Origin of the sequence: Actinoallomurus sp. NPDC050550 (assembly GCF_040655075.1) — a bacterium.
Classification (GTDB): Bacteria; Actinomycetota; Actinomycetes; order Streptosporangiales; family Streptosporangiaceae; genus Actinoallomurus.
Map to the genome: position 1 here is coordinate 73,894 of NZ_JBFAJC010000023.1, position 23,747 is coordinate 97,640.

A 23,747-nucleotide genomic window follows, 5' to 3' on the forward strand; every position below is an offset into this window, starting at 1 on the left:
ATCACTGTCCGTCCTGACCGTGGCTCTCATGACCACCGGCGTGGCCGGCGCCGTGCCGGCGTTCGCGTCGTCGTCCTCGCCCGTACGGGTGACGGCGACGACGACCGAACGTGAGACGAACCCGATCGGCATCGACGCCGCCAAGCCCCGCCTCGGCTGGCGGCTGGACTCCACCGCGCGAGGCCAGTCCGAGACCGCGTACGAGGTGGCCGTCGGCACCAAGGCACGCGCGGCCGACGTCTGGGACAGCGGCCGCGTCGCGAGCGGCCAGTCCGTCGACGTGTCCTATGGCGGGCCCGCGCTGCGGTCCGGCCACCGGTACTACTGGCAGGTCCGCGTCTGGGACGCCCAGGGCAGGCCCTCGGGCTGGAGCAGGACGTCGTTCTTCGAGACCGGCCTGGCCCAGCAGGACTGGACGGCCAACTGGATCGGCAGTCCGGACACGACGCCGAGCCTGACCGGCGCCCACTGGATCTGGTACCCGGAGGGCGACCCGGCGTCCAGCGAGCCCGCCTCGACCCGGTACTTCCGCCGCACCGTCGACCTGGGCTCAGCCTCGATCACCAAGGCGTTGTTCACCCTGACCGCGGACGACGGCTTCGTCCTGTACGTCAACGGCGCGCGTGTCGCGTCGTCGCCGCAGGTCACGGACAGCTGGAAGCAGGGACAGCTCGCGGACCTCACCTCCGTCCTGCATCCCGGTGCCAACACCATCGCGATCCAGGCGGTGAACACCTCGGTGAGCCCCGCGGGCATCGTCGGGCGGCTGCACGTCGAACGCTCCGGCGCGGACCCGCTCGACGTTGTCACCGACGGCTCGTTCAAGGCCGCGCAGACCGTGCCGGACGGCTGGGAGAAGCCGGGCTTCGACGACTCCTCCTGGCCCGCGGCCAAGGACGCCGCCGCGTACGGCTCGGGCCCGTGGGGGAGCCAGGTCGTCCAGCCGTCGCCGCCGGTGCCGTACCTACGGCACGGATTCCAGCTTGCCAAGCCGGTCGCGGCGGCCCGCCTGTACGTCACCTCGCTCGGCCTGTACGAGGCGCACGTCAACGGCCGTCGCGTCGGCGATGACGACTTCACCCCTGGCTGGACGGACTACAACAAGCGCGTCCAGTACCAGGCCTACGACGTGACCACGATGCTGCACCGCGGGAACAACGCGATCGGGGCGCTGCTGGCGCCCGGCTGGTACTCCGGGAACATCGGCTTCGCCGGTTCGCACATCTACGGGCAGCAGCCGTGGTTCCTCGCCCAGCTCCGCCTGGACTTCACCGACGGCACCTCGCAGACCATCGGGACCGACGACTCCTGGAAGGCGGCCGCCAGTCCGCTGGCCTCGTCCGACATCTACGCCGGCGAGACCTATGACGCCCGGAACGAGCAGGGCGGCTGGGACGACGCCGGATTCGACGACCACGCCTGGCAGCCGGTCAAGGTGAACACCACCGTACGGCCGAACCTCGTCGCCCAGGCCGGTCCGCCGGTGCGGCAGGACACGGTGCTGCACCCGGTGAAGCGGACCGAGCCCAAGCCGGGCGTGTTCATCTTCGACCTCGGCCAGAACATGGTCGGCTGGAACCGCCTGACGGTCTCCGGCTCGGCCGGTACGACCGTGACCCTGCGGAACGGCGAGGTGCTGAACCCGGACGGCACGCTCTACACCGCGAATCTGCGCGGCGCCGTCGACACCGACCGCTACACGCTCAAGGGCAACGGCACCGAGACGTACGAGCCGCGCTTCACCTACCGCGGCTACCGGTACGTCGAGGTCACCGGCTATCCGGGCACGCCGAGTCTGGACGCCGTCGCCGGCGTCGTCGCGCACGCCGACGCTCCCGCCAACGGCACGCTGACCACCTCCGACCCGCTGGTGAACCAGATCCAGCACAACATCGTGTGGGGCCAGAAGGGCAACTTCTTCAGCGTCCCGACCGACTGCCCGCAGCGCGACGAGCGGCTCGGCTGGACGGGCGACATCGCCGCGTTCGCGCCGACCTCGACGTTCAACATGGACGCCGACGGCTTCCTCGCCAAGTTCACCACCGACCTGGCCGACGACCAGACCGCCGACGGTGCGTTCACCGACGTCGCCCCGGCCGTCGCAGGAGGCTCGGGCACGGCGGGCTGGGGCGACGCGGGCGTGATCATTCCGTTCACGCTCTGGCAGCGCTACGGCGACCTGCAGGTCGTGCGCGACCGCTATCCGGCGATGAAGAAGTGGATCGACTACCTGAAGGCGCACAGCACCGGGTTGATCAGGCCCGCTCAGGGCTACGGCGACTGGCTCAACGTCGGCGACGACACCCCGCTCGACCTGATCGGCACCGCGTACTTCGCGCACTCGACCGACCTGGTCGCGCAGATGGCGGACGCGATCGGCGACCACGCCGCCGCGGCCTCCTACCGCACGCTGTGGGGGCAGATCCGGGACGCGTTCGACGCGAAGTACGTCAAGTCCGACGGCACCGTCGGCGGTGGCAGCCAGACCGCCCACGTCCTGGCGCTCGCCGGCAACCTTCTGCCGGACGGCCAGGTCAAGCCCGCCGCCGACAAGCTGGTCGCGAACATCGACGCCCACGGCGGGCACCTCACGACCGGGTTCCTCGGCACCGGTGAGCTGCTGCCGACGCTGACCCGTACCGGGCACACCGACGTGGCGTACCGGCTGCTGGAGCAGAAGACGTTCCCGTCGTGGGGCTATGAGATCGACAAGGGCGCGACCACCATCTGGGAGCGCTGGGACGGCATCAAGCCGGACGGCACGTTCAACGACCCCGGCATGAACTCCTTCAACCACTATGGCCTCGGCTCGGTCGGCGACTGGATGTACCAGAACATCGCCGGCATCGCCCCGGCGTCGCCCGGTTACCGGAGCGTCGTCATCCACCCGAGGCCCGGCGGCTCCCTGACCAGGGCGTCGGCGACCTACCGGTCCGACTACGGCGAGATCGCGAGCCGCTGGTCGCTCTCCGGCGGCCGCTTCACCCTCGACGTCACCGTTCCGGTCAACACGACCGCGGAGGTGTCGGTGCCCGCCGGAAGCGCGAGTCAGGTCACCCAGGACGGCGCACGGTTCGTGCGCATGCAGGACGGCAACGCCGTGTACACCGTCGGCTCGGGCCGCTGGCACTTCAGCACCCGGACCTGACAGAGACCGACGGCGGGCTCGCGGCACCGGCCGCCGCGGGCCCGCCGTCACCAGAACGAAGGGTGGAGAGATGACGACCGACAACCAGGTCCGCGTGGGTCTCGTTGCGGGCGGGCTGGGCGCGTACTGGCCGCAGTTCGCCGACCTGCTGTTGCGACTGCAGCGAACCGCCGAACGCACCCTGCTTGATACCGAGGTCGCGGCGGCGGCCGAGCGACTGCGGCCGCCGCGCTGCGACATGATCGTCGGGTTCCTGACGACGTACTTGGCGTCCTCTCCCGCCTAAGCAGGAGATTTAAACCTCTCCCGAAGGAGAAGTCATGGTTCGCGGTTCACGGCCCCGCCCAACGGCTGGAGGGCTCCCCGCGCGGTCACGGCCCGCCCGGCCGCGAATCCGCTTGGCTATCGCAGACTCACTTACCGTAACAGAAGGGAGGGAGCGGTGCACCCTCTACGTTTCGAAAGCGCAGGGCTTGCGCCGCGATCTCGATGACCGTTGACACCAGCGTCCGGGTCGGGCTCGTCGCGGGCGGACTGGGCGCCTACTGGCCGCAGTTCCCCGACCTGCTGCCACAACTGCGTAGGTCCGCCCAGCGAGTGTCGGAGCGGATGCGCGGGCTCGGCGCCGAGGTCGTCGACGCCGGATTTATCTCCGACGCCCAGGAGGGAGCGGCCGCGGCTGAACGGCTGCGGGCCGCAGGCTGCGACATCATTGTCGGCTTCCTCACCACCTACATGACCGCGACGATGCTGGTGCCGATCGCCCAGCGCAGCGGCGCCCCCGTGCTGCTGATCAACCTGCAGCCGACCGAGTCGATGGACCACGCGACCTTCGACACCGGTCAGTGGCTGGCCTACTGCGGGGCCTGCCCGCTGCCGGAGATGGCCAACGCGTTCCAGCGCTGCGGCATCCCGTTCCGCTCGGTGTCCGGGTACGTCGAGGACGAGCGGGCCTGGGCGAAGATCGGCCGCTGGGTGCGAGCGGCGGGCGTACGGGCGGCGCTTCGCCGGGGACGGCACGGCCTCATGGGCCACCTGTACCCGGGCATGCTCGACGTCTCGACCGACCTGACCCTGGTGCCGGCGAACTTCGGCGGCCACATGGAGGTGCTGGAGTTCGACGACCTGCGGGTCCGCGTGGAGAAGGTCACCGACGCCGAGGCCGAGGCCAAGAAGAAGGAGGCCGCGGAGATCTTCGAGCTGGCCGACTCGGTCAACGACGAGGACTTCTCCTGGGCCGCGCGCGTCGCGGCCGGCCTCGACCGGCTCGTCGAGGACTTCGAGCTCGACAGCCTCGCCTACTACCACCGGGGCCTGGACGGCGAGATCCACGAACGTCTCGGCGCGGGCATGATCCTCGGTTCGTCGCTGCTGACCGCGCGCGGCGTTCCGGCCGCGGGCGAGTACGAGCTGCGGACCTCCCTCGCAATGCTGATCATGGACCGGCTCGGCGCGGGCGGCTCGTTCACCGAGCTGCAGGCGCTGGACTTCCAGCGGGGCCACGTCGAGATGGGCCACGACGGCCCGGCCCACCTGGCCATCAGCGATTCCAAGCCGCTGCTGCGCGGCCTGGGCGTCTACCACGGCAAGCGCGGCTGGGGCGTGTCGGTGGAGTTCGACGTCAAGCACGGGCCGGTGACGGCGTTCGGCATCCGCCAGGGACGGGACGGCCGGTTCGCGTTCGTCGCCTCCGAGGGCGAGGTCGTCGACGGGCCGCTGCTGCAGATCGGCAACACCACCTCGCGCGTCGACTTCGGCTGCGACCCGGGGGACTGGACCGACGCCTGGAGCGCCACGGGCATCTCCCACCACTGGGCCCTCGGCACCGGCCACCGGATCGCCGACCTGCGCGCCCTCGCGGACCTCCTGGAGGTGGAACTGATCGACGTACGCAGCTGACAGTTCTGTTTCGGGTCGGGGGACTCACGCATAGGAGACGGTGTGACGAGTTTCTTCGGCATGCGCGGAATCCGCTTCGTACTCGCGCTGACCATGGCGCTGGGCGGGCTGCTGATCCTCACGGCGCCCGCCCGGGCCGCGGTCGACACGGATCTGACCAGTTTCGACGCGGCCGGGAACCAAGTGGTGCGGTTCGACACCGACGGCAACGCGGTGGACGCGCACGACGGGGCGATCGCGCGGTTCGGCGGCACCTACTACCTGTACGGCACCAGCTACGACTGTGGCTACCAATGGACGTACAACGACACGTTCTGCGGTTTCAAGGTCTACTCGTCGCCCGACCTGGTCCACTGGACCGACCGCGGGCACGTCGCGGCGCCCCGCTCGTGCCGGTACTGCTTCCGCCCGCACGTCGTCTACAACAGGGCGACCAGTAGGTACGTCATGTGGGTCAACGACCAGGACGCCACCGACAAGTTCCGGGTCTACACGAGCCGCACGCCGACCGGGCCCTTCACCGAGCAGCCCGTCCCCGACCTGCCGGACCAGACGCACTGCACCGCCGACCTCGCCGTGTTCGTCGACGACGACGGGACGGGCTACCTCACCTGCAGCAACGCCGGCTGGCACATCGCGGTCATCCAGCTCACCGCCGACTACCTGCGCGCCGCCGGGCCGTACGACATCACCGGCGTCACCCGCGTCGAGGCGCCGTCGATCTTCAAGCGGAACGGCACGTACTACCTGACGATGTCGGACCCGAACTGCGGGTACTGCACCGGCACCGGCACCGCCTACCTGACCGCGAAGAGCCCGCTCGGCCCGTGGCGCGGGCGGGACGCGTGGACGGCCGAGGACGGCGCGCTGACCGCGCGCGGCGGGCTGTACGGGCTGTCCCAGCAGGGCGAGGACTGGAGCGACTACACGTTCTCCTTCGACGTCGCGCCACTGTCCACCTCCTCGGGGACGTCGGCGCAGGCCGGGTTCTCGGTGCGGATGAACCGCGACGACTACGGCTACCTGTTCCTGCTGACCGGCTCCGGTACGGCGAACGGGAAGCTGAGCGTGCTGCGCCGGGCCGGGGCCACCCAGGCGAGCCACGTCGTGCCGCTGGACAAGCCCATCGTCGCGGGGGAGTGGCACCACGTCGCGGTCACGGCGGCCGGTGCGACGCTGACCACGTCGATCGACGGCGTCCAGGTGGACCGGTACACCGACACCACGTACGCCACCGGCAAGGTCGGCTTCCGCGAGTGGAACGGCGCCAACCTGGAGTCCGCCCGGTTCGACAACGTCAACGTCACCTCGGCCGACGGCCGGACGCTGCTGTCCGACGACTTCTCCGGGGACTTCTCCCGGTGGGTGGTCCCGACCAGCGGCATCAAGATCAGTGATGACTCCTGCGGCGGGCAGCCGGCGCAGGTCGCGACGCTGCCCTCCCGGCACGGCGCGCCGACGTACCTGTACTTCAGCGACCTGTGGGACTTCCACACCAACGAGGCGCTGGCCAACTACTACTGGCAGCCGCTCTCGTTCGGCTCCGACGGCGCGATCCAGCCACTGACCTGCGCGAACTCGCGGGTCCACCTCGACCCGGGCCACCCGGGCCACCAGCGCCCCATCCGGGCCCTCGACCAGACCAGCGGCGTGACCGGATTCCGCACCACCTGCGACATCGCCGGGACGACCCGACGCGAGCAGGGCTTCACGGCCGGGCGTACGGGCCGGCTCACCTCGCTCGCCGTGACCGTCTTCAAGGACGGCACGGAGAGCGGGCGGGTTTTCCGGACGCCGCCGTCCGATCCCCTCGACGTGGAGCTCGTCGACCGGAGCACCGGCACGACGGTGTGGTCGGCGTCCGTGCCGGCGAGCACGATCGGCTGGTCCGCCCGGAACCTGACCGTGCGACCCGGCGTCCGGGTGCGGCGGGGCGCCCAGTACGCCCTGCGCCTCGGCACGCCGGCCGCCACCGGCTGCTACGGCGTCGCCTTCAACGACGAGAACCCTTACTCCGGCGGTACCTCCGCCATCAGCACCGGCGGCGCGGACTTCACCCCCGAACCCGCCCGGGACCTGAAGTTCCACACGTCCGTCGAGCGCTGACATCACCAGGAGAACGAGGAGCCCCTATGAGGTTCATCCCGGCCTGCGCGACCGCGGTCGCGCTGGCCCTGACGCCGGGCTTGCCCGCCCACGCGGACACCGGGCCGCTCGGCGTCGCCGGGCTGCGCACCGACGCGCTCGACACGGCACTCGGCATCGACGACACGACGCCGACGCTGAGCTGGAAGCCCACGGCGACCGGCCGGAACGAGGCCCAGGCCGCCTACCAGGTGCAGGCCGCCACCGCCCCGGACCGGCTGGACCACCCCGACCTGTGGGACTCCGGCAAGGTAGCCGCCACGGGCGTGAGCGCGGTCTACAAGGGCGCGGCGCTGACGTCCCGACGGCGGGTGTGGTGGCGCGTGCGCGTCTGGGACGGCGCGGGCCGCGCGTCGTCGTGGAGCCGCACCGCCTGGTGGGAGATGGGCCTGCTGGCCAAGACGGACTGGTCGGCCAAGTGGATCGGCGACGACCGGTGGGTGAACCGGAAACCAGAGCCGGTCACGGTCAAGGTCCCGGCGCAGGACGCCCGCTATGTCCGGGTCGACGTGACGAAGCTCGGGCTGCCCATCACCGAGGGGAGCTCGCTCGTCTCCCGGCTGCAGCTCGCCGAGATCGTCGTCGCCGACTCCGCGCACCCGGACGATGACCTGGCCAAGGGCGCCGCCGTCACCGCCTCCGAGATCGGCAACTACCCGGGCAAGTGGCAGCCGGCGTACGTCACCGACGGGTCGCTCACCAGCGAACAGGCGCCGTACGGCTACACCAGCCCCTCGTACAAGTCCCAGGATCCCGGCCACCACATCTGGCTGCAGCTGGACCTCGGGCAGAGCCGGCACTTCGACCAGGTCGTGCTCTACCCGCGCACCGACGTGATGACCGACGACGAGAAGACCCCGAACTTCCCCGTCGACTTCACCGTGCAGACCGGGAACGACGCCGCGAACCTCGCCACCGCCGCGACGGTCACCGGCCAGGAGCCGCCGCCCGCGTACCACACGACCTTCCCGCCGCTGCCGCTGTTGGCCCGGCAGTTCGACCTGGCGAAGAGCGTGCGCTCCGCCCGCCTCTACGTCACCGCGCTCGGCATCTACGACGCCACGGTAAACGGCCGCCCGGTCAGTGACGCGGTGCTCGAGCCGCCGAACACCGACTACCGCAAGCGCGTCGTCTACTCCACGTACGACGTCACGAAGCTGCTGCGCAAGGGCGGCAACGCCATCGGCGTCCGGCTCGGCAACGGCACCTACAACGTCGCGCCGACCGCCGACCGGTACACCAAGTACGTCGGCGCGCAGGGCCCGCCGCGGCTACTCGCCCAGCTCGAGGTCACGCTCAAGGACGGCACGACGCAACGGATCGCCACCGACGGCTCCTGGCGCACCGACCTGGGCCCGACGACGTTCTCACAGTGGTACGGCGGCGAGGACGAGGACGCGCGGCGCGACCAGCCCGGCTGGGACCGGCCCGGCGCGGACCTGAGCGGCTGGAAGACCGCCGCGGAGACCGCCGACCCGGGCATCGCCGTCGCGGCGCGGATGTCCCCGCCGATCGTCCCGGTCGGCCGGGAGCACACCGTACGGATCACCCGGCCGAAGTCCGGGACGTACGTCTTCGACCTCGGCAAGAACGTCTCCGGCTGGCCGGTCCTGCACGTCAGCGGCCCGCGCGGCACGACCATCACCGTCACACCAGGGGAACGGCTCGGCGACGACGGCCTCGTCGACCAGGGCACCATGATCGCCGGTGGCAGCCGGCAGCCGCCGGTCGAGGACCACTACACCTTCGCCGGGAACGGCGACGAGACCTGGCGTCCGCGGTTCGTCTACCACGGCTTCCGGTACCTCCAGGTGACCGGCCTGCCGTCGGCGCCGGACAAGGACACGGCCGAGGCGATCGTGCTGCGGGCCGGCAACGCGACGGCCGGCACGTTCGCCAGCTCCGACCTGCTACTGAACGACATCCACCAGATCGTCGAGGCGTCGATCGCCGGCAACATGTTCAGCATCCTCACCGACTGCCCGGACCGGGAGAAGCTCGGCTGGCTGGAGCAGACGCACCTGGTGCAGGGCTCGGTCGCCCGTGACTTCGACGTCGAGGCGTACTACCGCGACTTCCTCCAGAACGTCGCCGAGGCGCAGCTGCCCGACGGGCACGTGCCCGACATCGCGCCCGAGTACGTCGTCTTCAGCGGCGCGGCCCGCGACGACCCGAACTGGGGCAGCGCGATCATCCTCTCGGCCTGGCAGCACTACCAGTCGTACGGCGACGCCGGGACGCTGCGCACCTACTTCCCGGCCATGCGGAAGTACTTCGACTACCTGACGTCGAAGGCGAGCGGGAACCTGCTCGACTACGGCTACGGCGACTGGGCCACCACCGACTCCTCCACTCCCGTCGGGCTCGCGGCGAGCTACGGCTACTACCGCGACGCCGTCGCCCTCGCGAAGATCGCCAAGCTGCTCGGCGAGGACGCCTCCGGGTACGAGAGCGCGGCGCAGAAGATCGGTGCGGCGTTCAACGCCAAGTACCTCAAGGACGGCACGTACGGCTCGGGCAGCCAGGCGAGCGACGCGTTCGCCCTGGACATGGGCGTGGTGCCCGCCGACCAGCGGCAGGCCGTCACCGACCACCTCGTCAAGGGCATCGAGGCGAAGGGCTACCACCTCACTGTCGGGGAGATCGCGCTGCCCTCGGTGTTCCGGGTGCTGTCGGCGGCGGGCCGGGACGACGTACTGCTCAAGGTCGCGCAGCAGGTCACCGCGCCGAGCTACGGCTACCAGGTCGTGCACGGCGCGACCACGCTGACGGAGTACTGGGACGGCCCGACCGGCTACGGCTCCCAGGACCACTTCATGCTCGGCGCGATCGACGAGTGGTTCAACGCCGGCCTGGCCGGCATCCGGCAGGCCGACGGCGGCGCGGGCTACACGAACCTGGTGATCCGCCCGGCGGTCGTCGGGGACCTTACCCGAGCGAGCGGCACGTACGAGACGCCGCGCGGCGAGGTCGCCAGCTCCTGGCGGCGCGACGGCCGCACGCTGCGGCTCGACGTGACCGTCCCGGCGGGCGCCCCGGCGCGCGTCCAGGTGCCGCTGCTCGGCGGCGACCGGGTGGCCGCGCCCGCCGGCGCCACGTCGCTTGGCGCGCAGAACGGCTACGGCGTCTACGAGGTCGGCTCCGGGCACTGGTCGTTCACGGTGACGACCGCGTCCGCGGTCGCCCCGGACCGGACGCAGCTCGCCGTCGAGCCGCCCTTCGGCGTGAACGTCCCGGTCGTGGCCGGCCACCCGGCGTCCGCGCGGTTCCGGGTGACCAACCTGGAGGACGACGCGGTCACCGTACGGCCGCGCGCCACGGCCTCGTCCGGCTTCGCGGCGACGGTGCCCGGCACGCCGGTACGCGTCCCGGCGCACGGCTCGGCCGAGATCCCGGTCGCGCTGAAACAGGAGGACGCGGGGGCCACGTCGGGGACGGTGACGCTCACGGCCGGCGACGACAGCGCGTCCGCGCCGGTCGCGGTGACCGGGAACCTCGTCCGCCTCGCGACCATGTCGGCCTCGAGCACCCACAGCGGCTCCGACCCGGCCTGGACCAACGACGGCGGCACGGACTCGGAGGCCTGGCTGAACGGCGTCGGCGGCTGGAACGACGACACCGCCGCCGAGTGGCCCGACACGCTCACCGCCACCTGGGACGCACCGGTCACGCTCGGCCGGGTGCGCGTCTTCACGCTGAACAGCAGCAAATCGTCCGCGGCGAAATCCGGGATCCGGGACTTCGACCTCGAGGCGCGGGTCGACGGCACCTGGCGGACGCTCGCGACCGTGCGCGGGAACACCGCCGGCGTCGTCGAGCGGACGGTCGACCCGGTGCAGGCGTCCGCGTTGCGGGTCGTCGTCCTTGATTCCAACGATCACAAGTACAGCCGGGTGATCGAGCTGGAGGGCTACTCCTCCTGAGGTCTCCCGTAAGAACCACGGCCGGCACCCGCCGGTCGCCGGTGGGGAGGGCGGCGTCCGCCCAGGTGGCGTCGCCCTCCCCGCCGGGTCCCCTGAATGCGAGGAACGATGTCAGTCAGCGATGTGGGCGCAGCGGGCTTCACGCGCCGCGGCTTCCTGTTGACGGCCGGGACGGCCGCGGCGGGAGCGGCGGTCGTCTCGGCCACGCCATTCGGGGCCGTCGCCCGTGCCGGGACGGCCGGGCGGTTCACCCGGCCCGACGTGTCCGTGGCGCCGAAGTTCCGCTGGTGGTGGCCTGACGGCAACGTCGACCCCGCCGAGATCCGGCGCGAGGTCGACCAGATCGCCGACGCCGGCTTCGGCGGCGCGGAGATCGCCGCCGTGCACCACAGCATCGCCGACAAGTCGGTGCTGGACGCCGCCGGCCACGGCTGGGGGAGCCCCGCGTGGGTCGACGCCGTCGAGGCCGCGCTCGACCAGGCCCGCCGGCGCGGCGTCACGATCGACCTGACGATCGGCCCGGCCTGGCCCGCCGCCGTCCCGACCATCACGCCGGACGGCCCGGCGGCGGTCAAGGAACTGGCGTACGGCTCGGCGACCGTCGCCGCCGGCGCGACGTACGACGGCCCGGTGCCCGCGCCCGCGATCGCGCCCGCCGCGACGGTGACCGCTCAGAAGCTCCTGCTCGTGCAGGCCGCACGCGTCGACGCCGCCAACTCCACGCGCAAGGAGACCGGTCTGGACCTCGCGTCCGTGCAGGACCTGACCGGCAGGATCGCCGACGGGCGGCTGAGCTGGACGGCTCCGTCCGACGGCTCCTGGGTGGTCATCGCCCACTGGGAGCGCGGTTCCGGTCAGACCCCCGAGTCCGGCCCGCACACGAGCCCGGCGGCGTACGTCGTCGACCACTTCAGCGCGGCCGGCACCCGGGCGGTGACCGACTACTGGGAGTCCCACATCCTCACCCAGGACGTGCGGCGTCTGATCCGCCGGGCGGGCGCCACGCTGTTCGAGGACTCCATCGAGATCGAGACCAAGGCGCTGCAGTGGACGCCGGACCTGCCCGCGGAGTTCGCCCGGCGCAAGGGCTACGCGCTGGCGCCGTACCTGCCGGCGATCGTCCAGAAGAGCGGCAACCAGGTCTTCGCCTACGAGGCCGCGCCGACCCGGCACGTCCGCCACGACTTCTGGGACGTCGTGTCCCAGCTGTTCAACGAGCACCACGTCACCGCGCTGAAGAAGTGGGCGCACTCGATCGGCCTGGACCTGCGCGCCCAGCCGTACGGCCTGCAGACCGACGCGATCGCCTCCGCGGCGATCCTCGACGTTCCCGAGGGCGAGTCGATCGGGTTCAAGAACCTCGACGACTGGCGCTGCCTCGCGGGCGGCCGGGACATGGCCGGGACGACCGTGCTGTCCGGGGAGATCGGCGCGTACAACGGGGGCGCCTACAACACGACGTGGAAGCGTTTCCTGCTGACGGTCGGCGGGGCGTACGCCGCCGGGCTGAACCGCGCGGTCATCCACGGCTTCTCCTACGCCACCGCGCCGGGCGTGAAGTGGCCCGGCTTCGCGGCCTTCACGCCGTACAACGGCACCATCGGCTACAGCGAGTCCTGGGGTCCGCGCCAGCCCACCTGGGAGCACGCCGAGGACATCTCCGGCTACCTGAGCCGCGTCCACCAGGTGCTGCAGTCCGGCACGGCCCGCGCCGACGTAGCGATCTTCCGGCAGACCGGATACACGGCGACCGGGATCGGGGCGTCCTGGTTCACCGCGAGCGGCGTCCCGCTCGGCTGGACCCACCAGTTCCTCAGCGAGCCGCTGCTGGCGCTGCCGAACGCCACCGTCTCCGGCGGGCGGCTCGCCCCGGACGGGCCGCGCTACAAGGCGATCTTCGTCGAGGGCGACTTCTTCGCGGGCTCGGAGTGCACGCTGACGGTGTTCGCCGCCGCGCGGCTGCTGCGGTACGCCAAGGCGGGGCTGCCGATCGTGCTGCTCGGCGACTGGTCCGCGCCGACCGTGCCGGGCCTCGGTTCGGACGCCGAGAACGGCCGGCTTCGTGCCGTCGTCGCCGACCTGGTCAAGGAGCCGAATGTCCGGGTCGTCGGCGACAAGGCGAACGTCCCGGCCGCGCTCGCCGACCTCGGCGTCGCGCCGGACGTGACGTACGCGCAGAGCTCCACGCTGCTGAACGCCCACCGCCACGACGACGGCGTCGACTACTACTACCTGTGCAACGGGAGGCACGCCGAGACGGTGAAGCCGCCGGTGGCCGCGATCGACCACGCCGTGTCGTTCACCCGCACGGTCGAGGACGCGGTGCCGTACGCGCTCGACCCGTGGACCGGTTCGGCCGAGCGGATCGCGACCTACGCCGAGGACGGTGACCGGGTCACCGTCCGCGTGGCCCTCCAGCCGGGTCAGGCGACCGTCGTCGCGCTGGCCCGGCCGGGCCGGTTCGGCTCCGGCGGCGGCCGGGCGCACGTCACGAACACCGAGGCCGCCGAGGCGCGCTTCGCCGACGGCGACCTGGTGATCCGCGCGACGGTGGCCGGGACGTACGCCACGACGCTGTCCACCGGCCGGATCGTACGGACGACGGTCGCGGACGTCCCCGCGCCGATCACCCCGGGGACCTGGCAACTCGAGGTCGAGAGCCGGGAGCCGGGCGCGTCCGCCAGCGAGACGGCCACGGTCACCCACCGGCTGACGCTCGACGCGCTCAAGGCCTGGCCCGACATCCCGGAGCTCGCGGATGTCTCGGGCATCGGCCGGTACACCACGACGGTCGACCTGCCCGCCTCCTGGACGCGTGCGCATGGCGCGTACCTGCAGCTGGGCCAGGTGTTCGACACCTGCCGGGTCACGGTCAACGGACGGCGCCTGCCGGCGGTCGACCAGATCGATCCGGTCGTCGACGCCGGGCCGTACCTGCGGCGCGGCACCAACACGATCGAGGTCGAGGTCGCGACGACCCTGAACAACCGGCTGCGCGTGTCCGACCCCTCGGTCTACGGCGGCGCGCCCCGCCAGGCGTACGGACTGATCGGCCCCGTGCGCCTCGTGCCGTACGTGCAGGCGGCGATCGCCGGATGACGCCCCCGACAGAGACGAGGCACTCCATGAGAACGACACTCCTCGACTGCCTGAGCGGCAGCACCCGGCCCGCCGCCCGCGGCGCCGACTGCACCGCCACCTCCGCCCCCTGACCGGCCGGGCCGGTCGCGGGGATCCTCCGTCTCCTCGCGCCCGGTCCGGCCCCGAACCCTCGTTTCCGCACGCCCCCTGAGAGATCGCATGAGCCGTTGCGTGAATCTCAGCGGTTCTCTCGCCGAGGCTCTTCCTGCTTCATCGACCGCTGCCAACCCGGAAAGGTGAGGTCTTACATGGTCTCCACAAGGCGTTTTTCCTCTCCGGGGAACTTCCCGGCGAGGGTTCCGCTATCAGGCTTGGTCATGGAGGAACGCTGCGAGCAGGTTGCCTGCCGCGTTTTGGTCTCTGTCGTGTACGACGCCACAGCCGGGGCCCACCCACGTGCGCTCAGCCAGGGCCAGGGCACGGTTGATCCGGTCGCAGTCCCCGCACGTCTTGGAGGACGGGAACCAGCGGTCGGCCTTCCAGATACGAGAGCCGTACCAGTCGGCCTTGTAGTCAAGCTGGCGGATGAACTCGCCGAGCCCGGCATCGGAGATGGCGCGGGCCAGCCTGCGGTTTTTGACCATGCCCTTGATGTTCAGGGTCTCCACGGCGATGGCCGACTTGGTTCTCGTCAGCCTGGTGGTGGTCTTGTGCAGGAAGTCCCGGCGCCGATCGGCCACCCGCAGGTGCAGGCGGCCGACACGGTGTTTGGCCTTGGCCCGGTTGGCGGAGTTCTCCTTACTGCGAGACAGCTTGCGGCTGGCGCGCTTGAGGGCCCGCTGAGCAGCCTTGAGCGGCTTGGGCGCATGGATCTCCTCGGTGGTGCCATCGCTGTTCTTGACGACGGCGAATGTCTTCAGGCCCAGATCGATGCCGCACGCGGGCGCGCTGGCATCCGCCGCGTTCCGTTTGTTGATCTCCTCGCGATCCACCTCGATCTGGAAGGAGATCCACCAGCGCCCAGCCTGCCCACGAATGGTGGCACCGAGTATCCGCGCCTCACCGATGCTCATGCGGTCGGTGAGCCACGACATGTCTTCCCGGGTCTGGACGTTTCCGATGGCCGGCAGGCACACGGTGCGGGCATCCAGCGGCCTGGCGCGGTCGGCGTCGTAGCGGAAACGGGAGCCGTGCTTGCGCTTGCGCCACTTCGGCCAGCCGACCCGTGCGCCCTTGCGCTTGCCGTTCTTAGAGTCGAAGTAGTTCTTCAACCCGGCGGCCCGTACCCGGCAGGCCTCCTTCGGGACACGAGAGGACAGCCTGGCTTCGGAAAACCACGGGTAGCGCTCCGGGTGGGCGGCGCGCCATTCCTTCTCCAGCGCTGGGGCTCACCAAGGGACCTTGGTGAGCCGGTCCTGGGAGATACCGTAGGTCTTCTCGGCTTCCTGCTGAGCCTTTTTCTTCTGGACGATCTCCAGGCAAAAGTTCTCCACCACCCGCGACAGGCCCGCATGACGGCCCATCAATGCGGCCTGCTCCTGGGTGGGAGCAAGTTCGATCCGGAAACCTTGCTTGTGACTCACGTCTCACTCTCCCGGGCGGCGGCGATCGCCTTCTGCCCACCGTCGCCGGCCGCACGCACGCCGAACAGGCGGGCGCAGAACGAGGTGAGTACGTCGGTCATGCCGCGCACCAGGTCGTCGTCAACATGCGCCCATTTCCAGCTGTTTGGTAATGAACGCCCTGAATGCGCGCCCCGTCACTGAGTCGCATACGGAAATCATGACAGAGAGAAACCGAGGAATCCTGATGAATGGCGCATCAATTCATAGCTCCAGGAAGCGACGTCACCGTCTTCCTCTCACCGCGATGGGACTGGCCGCCCTCGTCGCGCCGGTCCTGTCCGTACCGCCCGCCACCGCGGGTCCCGCGCCGTCCCCGTCCCGGCACGCGGCCCGGCCGTGGGACGCCTACAACCTCTCGCCACGGACCCGGACCGTACGACCCGTCGCCATCTACAACACGAACGGCACCGTGACCGACCCGTCCGCCGTGCTCAAGGGCCGGCGCACCCGCCTGACCGGCGCCGGCTCGTACGTCACGCTCGACTTCGGTAAGGACGTCAGTGGCCTCGTCACGCTGCACTTCGCCGCCTCGGACGGTGCGCAGCGGGTCGGCCTGGCGTTCAACGAGTCCCCGGACTACGTCGGGACCAACTCCGACACCTCCACCGGCGGCCCGCGCAGCCGCGACGGCGTCCTGTACGCCGACGTGAACGGCGCGACCACCTACACGATGCCCGCCCAGTACCTGCGCGGCGGCTTCCGCTACCTGACCGTCTTCCTGGACTCCGCCGGCAGCGTCGACCTCGACCGCGCGTCCCTGCACTTCACGGCCGCGCCGACCATGAAGCACCCGGCCGACTACGCGAACCACTTCTACTCCAGCGACCCGCTGCTCAACCGCATCTGGTACGCGGGCGCGTACACGATGCAGCTCAACACGATCGATCCCAAAACGGGCAGGGTCTGGGAGCCGCCCGCGGCGCTGTGGGACAACACGGGCGACGTCGGCGTGGGCGACACGATCCTCGTGGACGGCGCCAAGCGCGACCGGACCGTGTGGCCCGGCGACCTGGGCATCGAGATCCCCGCCGCGTACGCCGCCTTCGGCGACACGGTGTCGGCGCGCAACGCGCTCACCACGGTGTACCAGCACCAGAAGGACACCGGCGAGCTGCCGTACTCCGGGCCGATGATGAACAAGTACGGCTCCGACACCTACCACCTGTGGACCCTGTCGGCGAGCTACGACTACTACCGCTACACCGGCGACACGGCGTGGCTGGCGAGCGTGTGGGACGCCTACAAGCACGGCGTCGACTACAGCACCGCGAAGGTCGACGCCAACGGGCTGCTGTCCATCACCGGCACCGGCGACTCGGTGCGCATCCTCGCCAAGGGCGAGAACCTCATCGCCAACGTCCTGCTGTGGCGGGTGCTCAGCACCGGCTCCGAGCTGGCCACCGTACGCGGTGACACGGCCCTCGCCGCGTCGTACGCGAGCCGGGCGGCCGCGCTGCGCACCGCCATCGACGCGAACTTCTGGGACGACGCCGCCGGGGCGTACAAGTTCTACCCGACCTCGACCATCCACCCGCAGGACGGCAACGCCCTCGCGGTCTGGTACGGCCTGGCCGGTCAGGACAAGGCCCAGCGGATCAGCGCGGTGCTCAAGGGCAACTGGAACGACGTCGGCTCCACCGCGCCAGAGAACAAGGGCAACCCCGGCGTCTTCTCCGGGTCCATGGAGGTCAACGCGCACTTCGCGGCGGGCGGCCAGGCCGCCGACCAGGCGGGCGTGGACCTGATCCGCCGCCAGTGGGGCTACATGCTGACCAGCCCGCACGGCACCCAGAGCACCTTCTGGGAGTCCTACCGGGCGGGGGAGTCGTGCGTGTTCTGCAGCACGTACGTCAGCCTCGCGCACGGCTGGGCGACCGGCCCGACGCCCGCGCTGAGCTTCTACGTCCTCGGCGTCGCACCCGACTCGCCGGGCGGGCGCACCTTCCACTTCGTCCCGCACCCGGCGGACCTGACCTTTACCGAGGGCCGCATCACCACCGAGTACGGGCCGGTCGACGCCTCCTGGCGCGTCGACCACGGAGCGTTCCGGGCGCGGCTGACCGCGCCGCGCGGCACGACCGGCCGGGCCGGCGTGCCGACGTTCGGCGGCAAGGTCCGGGTCTTCGTCAACGGGCGGCTCGCCTGGACCGGCACGCGGGCCACGGCGTACGGCGCGCACGCCGACGGCGACTACGTCTACCTCGAGGGCCTGCGCGCGGGCCACTACACGATCACGAGCGAGCGAGTGGGGGAGCGATGAGCACACCGTTCAGCCGGCGCGGGTTCCTCGGCGTCGCGGGCGGCGCGGTGGCCGCCGCCGGCCTGCTGGACCTGCCGGGGCGGGCCGCCGTCGCCGCGACCGGCGGGGGCCCGGCCGTCGCGCCGTTTCCGCTGCGCGGCGTCACCCTCCTCGACAGCAGGTTCCGCGACAACATGGCGCGGACCTGCTCCTACCTGACGTTCGTCGACCCGGACCGGCTGCTGCACACCTTCCGGCTCACCGTCGGACTGCCGTCGGCGGCGCAGCCCTGCGGCGGCTGGGAGGCCCCGAACGTCCAGCTGCGCGGCCACTCCACCGGGCACCTGCTGTCCGCCCTCGCCCAGGCGCACGCGAACACCGGCGACGACGCCTACGCCGCCAAGGCCCGGTACATCGTCGGCGAGCTCGCCAAGTGCCAGGCCGCGGGGCCGGGAGCGGGCTACACGACCGGATATCTGTCGGCCTTCGAGGAAAAGGTTTTCGACCAGCTCGAGGCGGGCGGCCATCCGTGGGCGCCGTACTACACCCTCCACAAGATCATGGCGGGGCTGCTCGACCAGTACCAGCTCAGCGGGAACCGCCAGGCCCTCGACGTGCTGCTCGGCATGGCCGCCTGGGCCGACGCGCGCACCTCGAAGCTGACGAGCGAGCAGATGCAGTCGCTGTTGAACGTGGAGTTCGGCGGCATGAACGACGTGCTCGCCGCCCTCTACCTGCAGACCCGCGACCCCGCGCACCTGCGCACCGCCCGCCGCTTCGACCACGAGGCCGTCTACGGCCCGCTCGCCGACCGGCAGGACCAGCTGGCCGGCCTGCACGCCAACACCCAGATCCCCAAGATCGTCGGCGCGGTGCGGGAGTACGAGGCCACTGGGGACCCGCGCTACCTCGACATCGCGGCGTACTTCTGGGAGACGGTCGTCCGCCACCACACCTACGTCATCGGCGGCAACAGCAACGCGGAGATGTTCTGCCCGCCGGACCAGATCATCTCCCAGCTCGGCGAGAACACCTGCGAGAACTGCAACAGCTACAACATGCTCAAGCTGTCGCGGCTGCTGTTCTTCCACCGCCCGAGCCCGGCGTACATGGACTACTACGAGTGGACCCTGTACAACCAGCTGCTCGGCGAGCAGGACCCGGACTCCGCGCACGGGTTCTGCACGTACTACACCGGCCTGTGGCCGGGCACGCAGCGGCAGGTCAAGGGCGGTCTCGGCGCCGACCCGGGCAGCTACAGCAGCGACTACACCAACTTCTCGTGCGACCACGGCACGGGCATGGAGACGCACACGAAGTTCGCCGACTCCATCTACTTCCACACCGGCGGCACGCTGTACGTCAACCTGTTCATCCCCTCGGAGGTGACCTGGGCCGAGCGCGGGATCCACGTCCGCCAGGAGACCCGCTACCCGCAGGAGGACACGACCCGGCTGACCGTGCGCGGCGACGCGCGGTTCACCATGAAGATCCGCATCCCCGGCTGGACCCGGCACCCCCGGGTCCGGATCAACGGCCACGAGGCGGGCCGGCCCCGGCCCGGCACGTACCTGACGATCGAGCGGCGCTGGCTCGACGGCGACATCGTCGAGGTCACCCTGCCCATGGCGCTGACCTGGCGGAAGGCACCCGACAACCCGAAGGTCCAGGCGGTCAGCTACGGCCCGGTCGTGCTGGCCGGCGGGTACGGCGCCCAGCAGCTGAAGACGATCCCGGCGATCGAACCGCGCTCCGTGCGTGCCGCCGAGGACTCCCTGCGCTTCACCGCGACGGCGGACGGCACCGACGTGACGCTCATGCCGTTCTCGGAGATCCAGCACCAGCGGTACACGGTGTACTGGGCGACCCCACCGGACCGGTCCCGGCCGCGCCTGATCGCCCGCTACTCGTTCGGGGAGGGCAGCGGCACGACGGCGGCGGACGCCACCCGGACCTGGCCCGCCGCGACGCTCGCCGGCGGCGCGACCTGGACCGGCGACGGCGCGGTCGCGCTCGACGGCAAGGACGGCCACGTCGCCCTGCCACCCGGGCTGATCAGCGGGCTCGACGCCCTGACCATCGCGGCCTGGGTACGGCCGGAGGAGCTCGCCAACTCCGCCCGCGTCTTCGACCTGGGCTTCCACAAGATGACCTACCTGTTCCTCGCCGTACGGACCGGCACGGGCAAGGCGCGTTTCGCCATGAAGATCGCCGGAATGGACGGGGAGGACTTCATCGACGCCGCCGGCCCGATCCCGGCGGGCACCTGGAGCCACGTCGCGGTGACCATCGCCGACGGCAAGGGCGTGCTGTACGTCGACGGCGCCGAGTCCGGCCGCAACGACGCGCTCGTGATGAGCCCGCTGCTGCTCGGCGCGACCACCCAGAACTACCTCGGCCGCTCCCAGAACCCCACCCACCCCTACCTGCACGGCCAGGTCGACGACTTCCGCGTCTACAACCACGCCCTCACCGCCGCCGACGTCGCGGCCCTGCACGCCCAAGGACGGAACGCATGAGCGAGCGGATCGGCACGGCCGCTTCCTTGACGAAGGAGGCCGCATGAGCACGCTGCGACGGTTCGCCGCCTCGGCTGCCGCGCTGGCGGTGGTGTTCGGCACCGCCGTGCCCGCGCACGCCGGTGAACGCCCCGGCGTGATCGGCCTGCGCGCCGCCGACCTCACCGAACCGCTCGGCATCGAGGACACGACCCCGCCGCTGACCTGGCGCCTGGCCTCGGGGCGCGACGTCGCGCAGACGGCGTATCAGATCCAGGCCGCGACGAGCCCGGACGGGTTCGGCCGGCCCGATCTGTGGGACACCGGCCGGGTCGCCTCGGCCGGCCAGCGCGTCGACTACGCCGGGAAGGCGCTCGGCAGCCGTACCCGCGTCTACTGGCGGGTGCGCGTGTGGACCGGCTCGGGCGGCGCGTCGGAGTGGAGCGAACCGGCCTGGTTCGAGACCGGCCTGACGTCGGCGTCCGACTGGTCCGGCCAGTGGATCACCCACCCGGACTGGCGGTTCAAGGAGAAGCAGCCGACCCCGATCGTGGTGAAGCTGCCCGAGACGACCGCCCGGTACGTCCGGCTCAACGTGACGAGGCTCGGCCTGCCGCTCGTGGAGAACCTTCCGGACAAGGCCTGGAGGCTGCAGCTCGCCGAGCTCGAGGTCCGCGACTCCTCCGGGACGAACCTGGCCGCGAACACGACGGTCACCAGCTCCGACACCGGCAACCAGGTCAACCACAAGTGGCTCCCGCGGTACCTGACCGACGGGACCGAGACGACGAACCAGGAGCTCGCCGGCTGGTCCAGCTCCGCGTACCCCTCCGACGACGTCTCCGCCAAGCCGATCACGCTCACCGTCGACCTGAAGTCCGCGAAGACGTTCGACCAGGTGCTGCTGTTCCCGCGCACCGACGTCCCGGCGGCCGGCGACAAGGTCCCGTACGCGCCCGTCGACTACTCCGTCTCGACGGGCGACGACGCCGCCGGGCCGTTCACGAGCCTTAAGACCGTCGCCGGCCAGGAGCCCCCGGCGTCACCGGTCCCGGAGGCGATGCCGATCTTCGCCAAGGACTTCGCGCTGCCCTCCAGGATCCGCTCCGCCCGCCTGTACGTCAGCGGCGTCGGCGTCTACGAGGCCGGGCTGAACGGCCGCAGGCTCGGGGACGCCGTGCTCGAACCGGGCAACACCGACGTCACCGACCAGGTCCCGTACGCGACGTACGACGTGACGCGGCTGCTGCGGCCCGGGCGGAACTCGATCGGGGTCCGGCTCGGCAACGGCACCGCCAACGTCATCTCCACCGCCGACCGGTACCGCAAGTTCGGCGGGACCCAGAGCGACCCGGAGCTGATCGCCCAGCTCGAGGTCACCCTCGCCGACGGCAGCGTGCGCCGCGTCGTCAGCGGCGCCGACTGGCAGACCACCCTTGGCGGCACCACCTTCTCCAACTGGTACGGCGGGGAGGACTTCGACGCCCGCCGTGAGCCGCCCGGCTGGGACCGTCCCGGCGCGAAACGGCCGGGCTGGCAGCAGCCGATCGCCGTTCCCGGCCCCGGCGGCAGGCTGACGGGCCGCATCGAGGAGCCGGTCCGCGTCCAGGACACCCTCCAGGCGACCCAGGTCGGCTCCGGCGACGGCTATCAGGTCTTCGACCTCGGCCGGAACATCGCCGGCTGGCCCGAGCTGACCGTCACGGCCCCCGCCGGGACGACGGTGCGCATGTACCCGGCCGAGAGCCTGGGCAACGGCCGCGCCTACCAGCTGACCAGCAACGTCGGCGCACCGATCTGGGACCAGTACACGACGCGGACCGACGGCGCCGAGACCTGGCACCCGCACTTCGCCTACCACGCCCTCCGCTACGTCGAGGTCCGCGGTGTGCCCGCCGGCGCGACCGTCTCCGTCCGCGGTCTGGCGCTGCACGCCGACAACCCCTCGGCCGGTTCCTTCTCCTCGTCCAACGACCTCCTCGACGGTATCCACACCCTGATCCGCCGGGCGATCGAGAACAACATGCAGAGCATCCTCACCGACTGCCCGAGCCGGGAGAAGCTCGGCTGGCTCGAACAGGACCACCTCGTCTTCGGCGGCCTGGCGTTCAACTACGACATGGCGGCCCAGCTCCGCAAGGTCGTCCGGGACATGGCCGAGGCACAGACCGACACCGGCCTGATCCCGTCGACGGTGCCGGACTACACGGTGCTGGCCGGGGCGTACCGCGACGACCCGAACTGGGGCGGCGCGTTCGTCGTCGTGCCGTGGGACCTGTACCTCACCTACGGCGACGCCGAGACCATGCGCGCCTACTACCCGGCGATGCAGAAGTACGCCTCCTACCTGGAGGCCCGGGCGGTGAACGGGCTCACCGACTACAGCCTGGGCGACTGGATCACGCCGGACCGGACGTTCCCGAAGTTCGTCTCCGGGACGTACGGCTACTGGCGGGTCCTCGACACCATGTCCAAGATCGCCGGGGCGCTCGGGAAGAAGGACGAGGCGGCGGCGTACCGGGCCAAGGCGGACGCCAGCGCGAAGGCCCTGTCCGACAAGTACTACGACGCCGCGAGCGGTACGTTCGCCGGCGGCGGCCAGGGCGCCGAGGCGCTCGCCCTCGACATGGGCGCCGTCCCGGCCGACCAGCGGCAGCGCCTGCTCGACCACCTGGTCGGCAGCGTCACCGTGGCCGGGTACCACCTGCAGCTCGGCGAGATCTCGCTGCCCAGCGCGTTCCGCGTACTGCCCGACGACGTCATCTACAAGATCGCCACGCAGACCGACAGCCCCAGCTACGGCTACCAGGTCGTACACGGCAACACCACGCTCGGCGAGGGCTGGGACGGCGGCAGCGGCCAGTCGCAGGACCACTTCATGCTCGGCTCGATCGACTCGTGGTTCACCGGGCGGCTCGCCGGCATCCAGCAGGCCCCCGGCTCGGTCGGCTACCGCAAGCTCCTCATCGCCCCGGCCGTCGTCGGCGACCTGACCCGGGCTTCGGCCACCTACCGCACCCCGTACGGCGAGGCCCGTACGTCCTGGACCAAGACGGACGACGGCATCCGGCTGACGGTCACCGTGCCGCCGGGCAGCACCGCCGACGTCCCCGGCTCCGGCGAGGTGCGCCAGGTCGGCTCCGGAACGTGGACGTTCCGGTCGAAGTGACCCGCGCGTGCTCCCGCCTC

At 71.1% G+C, this 23,747-nt stretch carries 11 protein-coding genes and 1 pseudogene; 9 read left to right on the top strand and 3 right to left on the bottom strand.

From position 1 onward, the window contains the following. The first annotated feature begins 28 nt into the window (after positions 1–28). The 6 genes from AB0I04_RS28890 to AB0I04_RS28915 all read left to right on the top strand — a co-directional run bounded on the left by AB0I04_RS28890 (position 29) and on the right by AB0I04_RS28915 (position 14,214). Entirely contained in the window at positions 29–3,148 is a 3,120-nt protein-coding gene (locus tag AB0I04_RS28890) for a family 78 glycoside hydrolase catalytic domain (RefSeq protein ID WP_360891026.1), read from the top strand. 70 nt (positions 3,149–3,218) lie between these two features. Then, on the top strand, positions 3,219–3,434 hold the full coding sequence (locus tag AB0I04_RS28895; RefSeq protein WP_360891029.1) for a hypothetical protein: 216 nt from the start codon (positions 3,219–3,221) through the stop codon (positions 3,432–3,434). A 203-nt stretch (positions 3,435–3,637) separates the two neighbouring features. Next, positions 3,638–5,047: an L-fucose/L-arabinose isomerase family protein gene (locus tag AB0I04_RS28900; RefSeq protein ID WP_360891032.1), complete on the top strand. Its 1,410-nt coding sequence runs from the start codon at positions 3,638–3,640 to the stop codon at positions 5,045–5,047. Between the two features lie 42 nt (positions 5,048–5,089). Next, positions 5,090–7,153 carry a family 43 glycosylhydrolase gene (locus AB0I04_RS28905; protein ID WP_360891035.1) on the top strand — a complete coding sequence of 688 codons (2,064 nt, stop codon included), beginning with the start codon at positions 5,090–5,092 and terminating at the stop codon, positions 7,151–7,153. A gap of 26 nt (positions 7,154–7,179) precedes the next feature. Next, the gene (locus AB0I04_RS28910) at positions 7,180–11,115 is read left to right on the top strand and encodes a family 78 glycoside hydrolase catalytic domain (protein WP_360891038.1); all 3,936 of its coding nucleotides are present in this window, start codon (positions 7,180–7,182) and stop codon (positions 11,113–11,115) included. Between the two features lie 108 nt (positions 11,116–11,223). Beyond that, positions 11,224–14,214, top strand: coding sequence for a glycosyl hydrolase (locus AB0I04_RS28915; RefSeq protein ID WP_360891041.1), 2,991 nt, complete (start codon positions 11,224–11,226; stop codon positions 14,212–14,214). A gap of 347 nt (positions 14,215–14,561) precedes the next feature. On the opposite strand, the gene AB0I04_RS28920 is transcribed toward AB0I04_RS28915, so the two are convergent. From AB0I04_RS28920 to AB0I04_RS28930, 3 genes and pseudogenes are all read right to left on the bottom strand, one after another. Next, the gene (locus AB0I04_RS28920) at positions 14,562–15,467 is read right to left on the bottom strand and encodes an RNA-guided endonuclease TnpB family protein (protein ID WP_360891044.1); all 906 of its coding nucleotides are present in this window, start codon (positions 15,465–15,467) and stop codon (positions 14,562–14,564) included. A 117-nt stretch (positions 15,468–15,584) separates the two neighbouring features. Next, entirely contained in the window at positions 15,585–15,779 is a 195-nt protein-coding gene (locus tag AB0I04_RS28925) for a helix-turn-helix domain-containing protein (RefSeq protein WP_360891047.1), read from the bottom strand. Continuing rightward, positions 15,776–15,904, bottom strand: a pseudogene (locus tag AB0I04_RS28930) (IS607 family transposase); the annotation flags it as partial. The gene AB0I04_RS28925 and the pseudogene AB0I04_RS28930, both read right to left, overlap by 4 nt. 161 nt (positions 15,905–16,065) lie before the next feature. Here AB0I04_RS28930 and AB0I04_RS28935 point away from each other — a divergent pair. From AB0I04_RS28935 to AB0I04_RS28945, 3 genes are read left to right on the top strand one after another with little or no spacing between them, the layout of a single operon-like run. Beyond that, on the top strand, positions 16,066–18,081 hold the full coding sequence (locus AB0I04_RS28935) for an alpha-L-rhamnosidase C-terminal domain-containing protein (protein WP_360891050.1): 2,016 nt from the start codon (positions 16,066–16,068) through the stop codon (positions 18,079–18,081). Next, positions 18,078–20,579, top strand: coding sequence for a beta-L-arabinofuranosidase domain-containing protein (locus AB0I04_RS28940; protein ID WP_360891053.1), 2,502 nt, complete (start codon positions 18,078–18,080; stop codon positions 20,577–20,579). Before AB0I04_RS28935 ends, AB0I04_RS28940 begins: the two co-directional genes overlap by 4 nt. Positions 20,580–20,622: 43 nt before the next feature. Next, positions 20,623–23,727 (top strand): family 78 glycoside hydrolase catalytic domain, encoded by a 3,105-nt coding sequence (locus tag AB0I04_RS28945; protein ID WP_360891056.1) that lies wholly within the window; start codon positions 20,623–20,625, stop codon positions 23,725–23,727. Positions 23,728–23,747 lie beyond the last annotated feature (20 nt).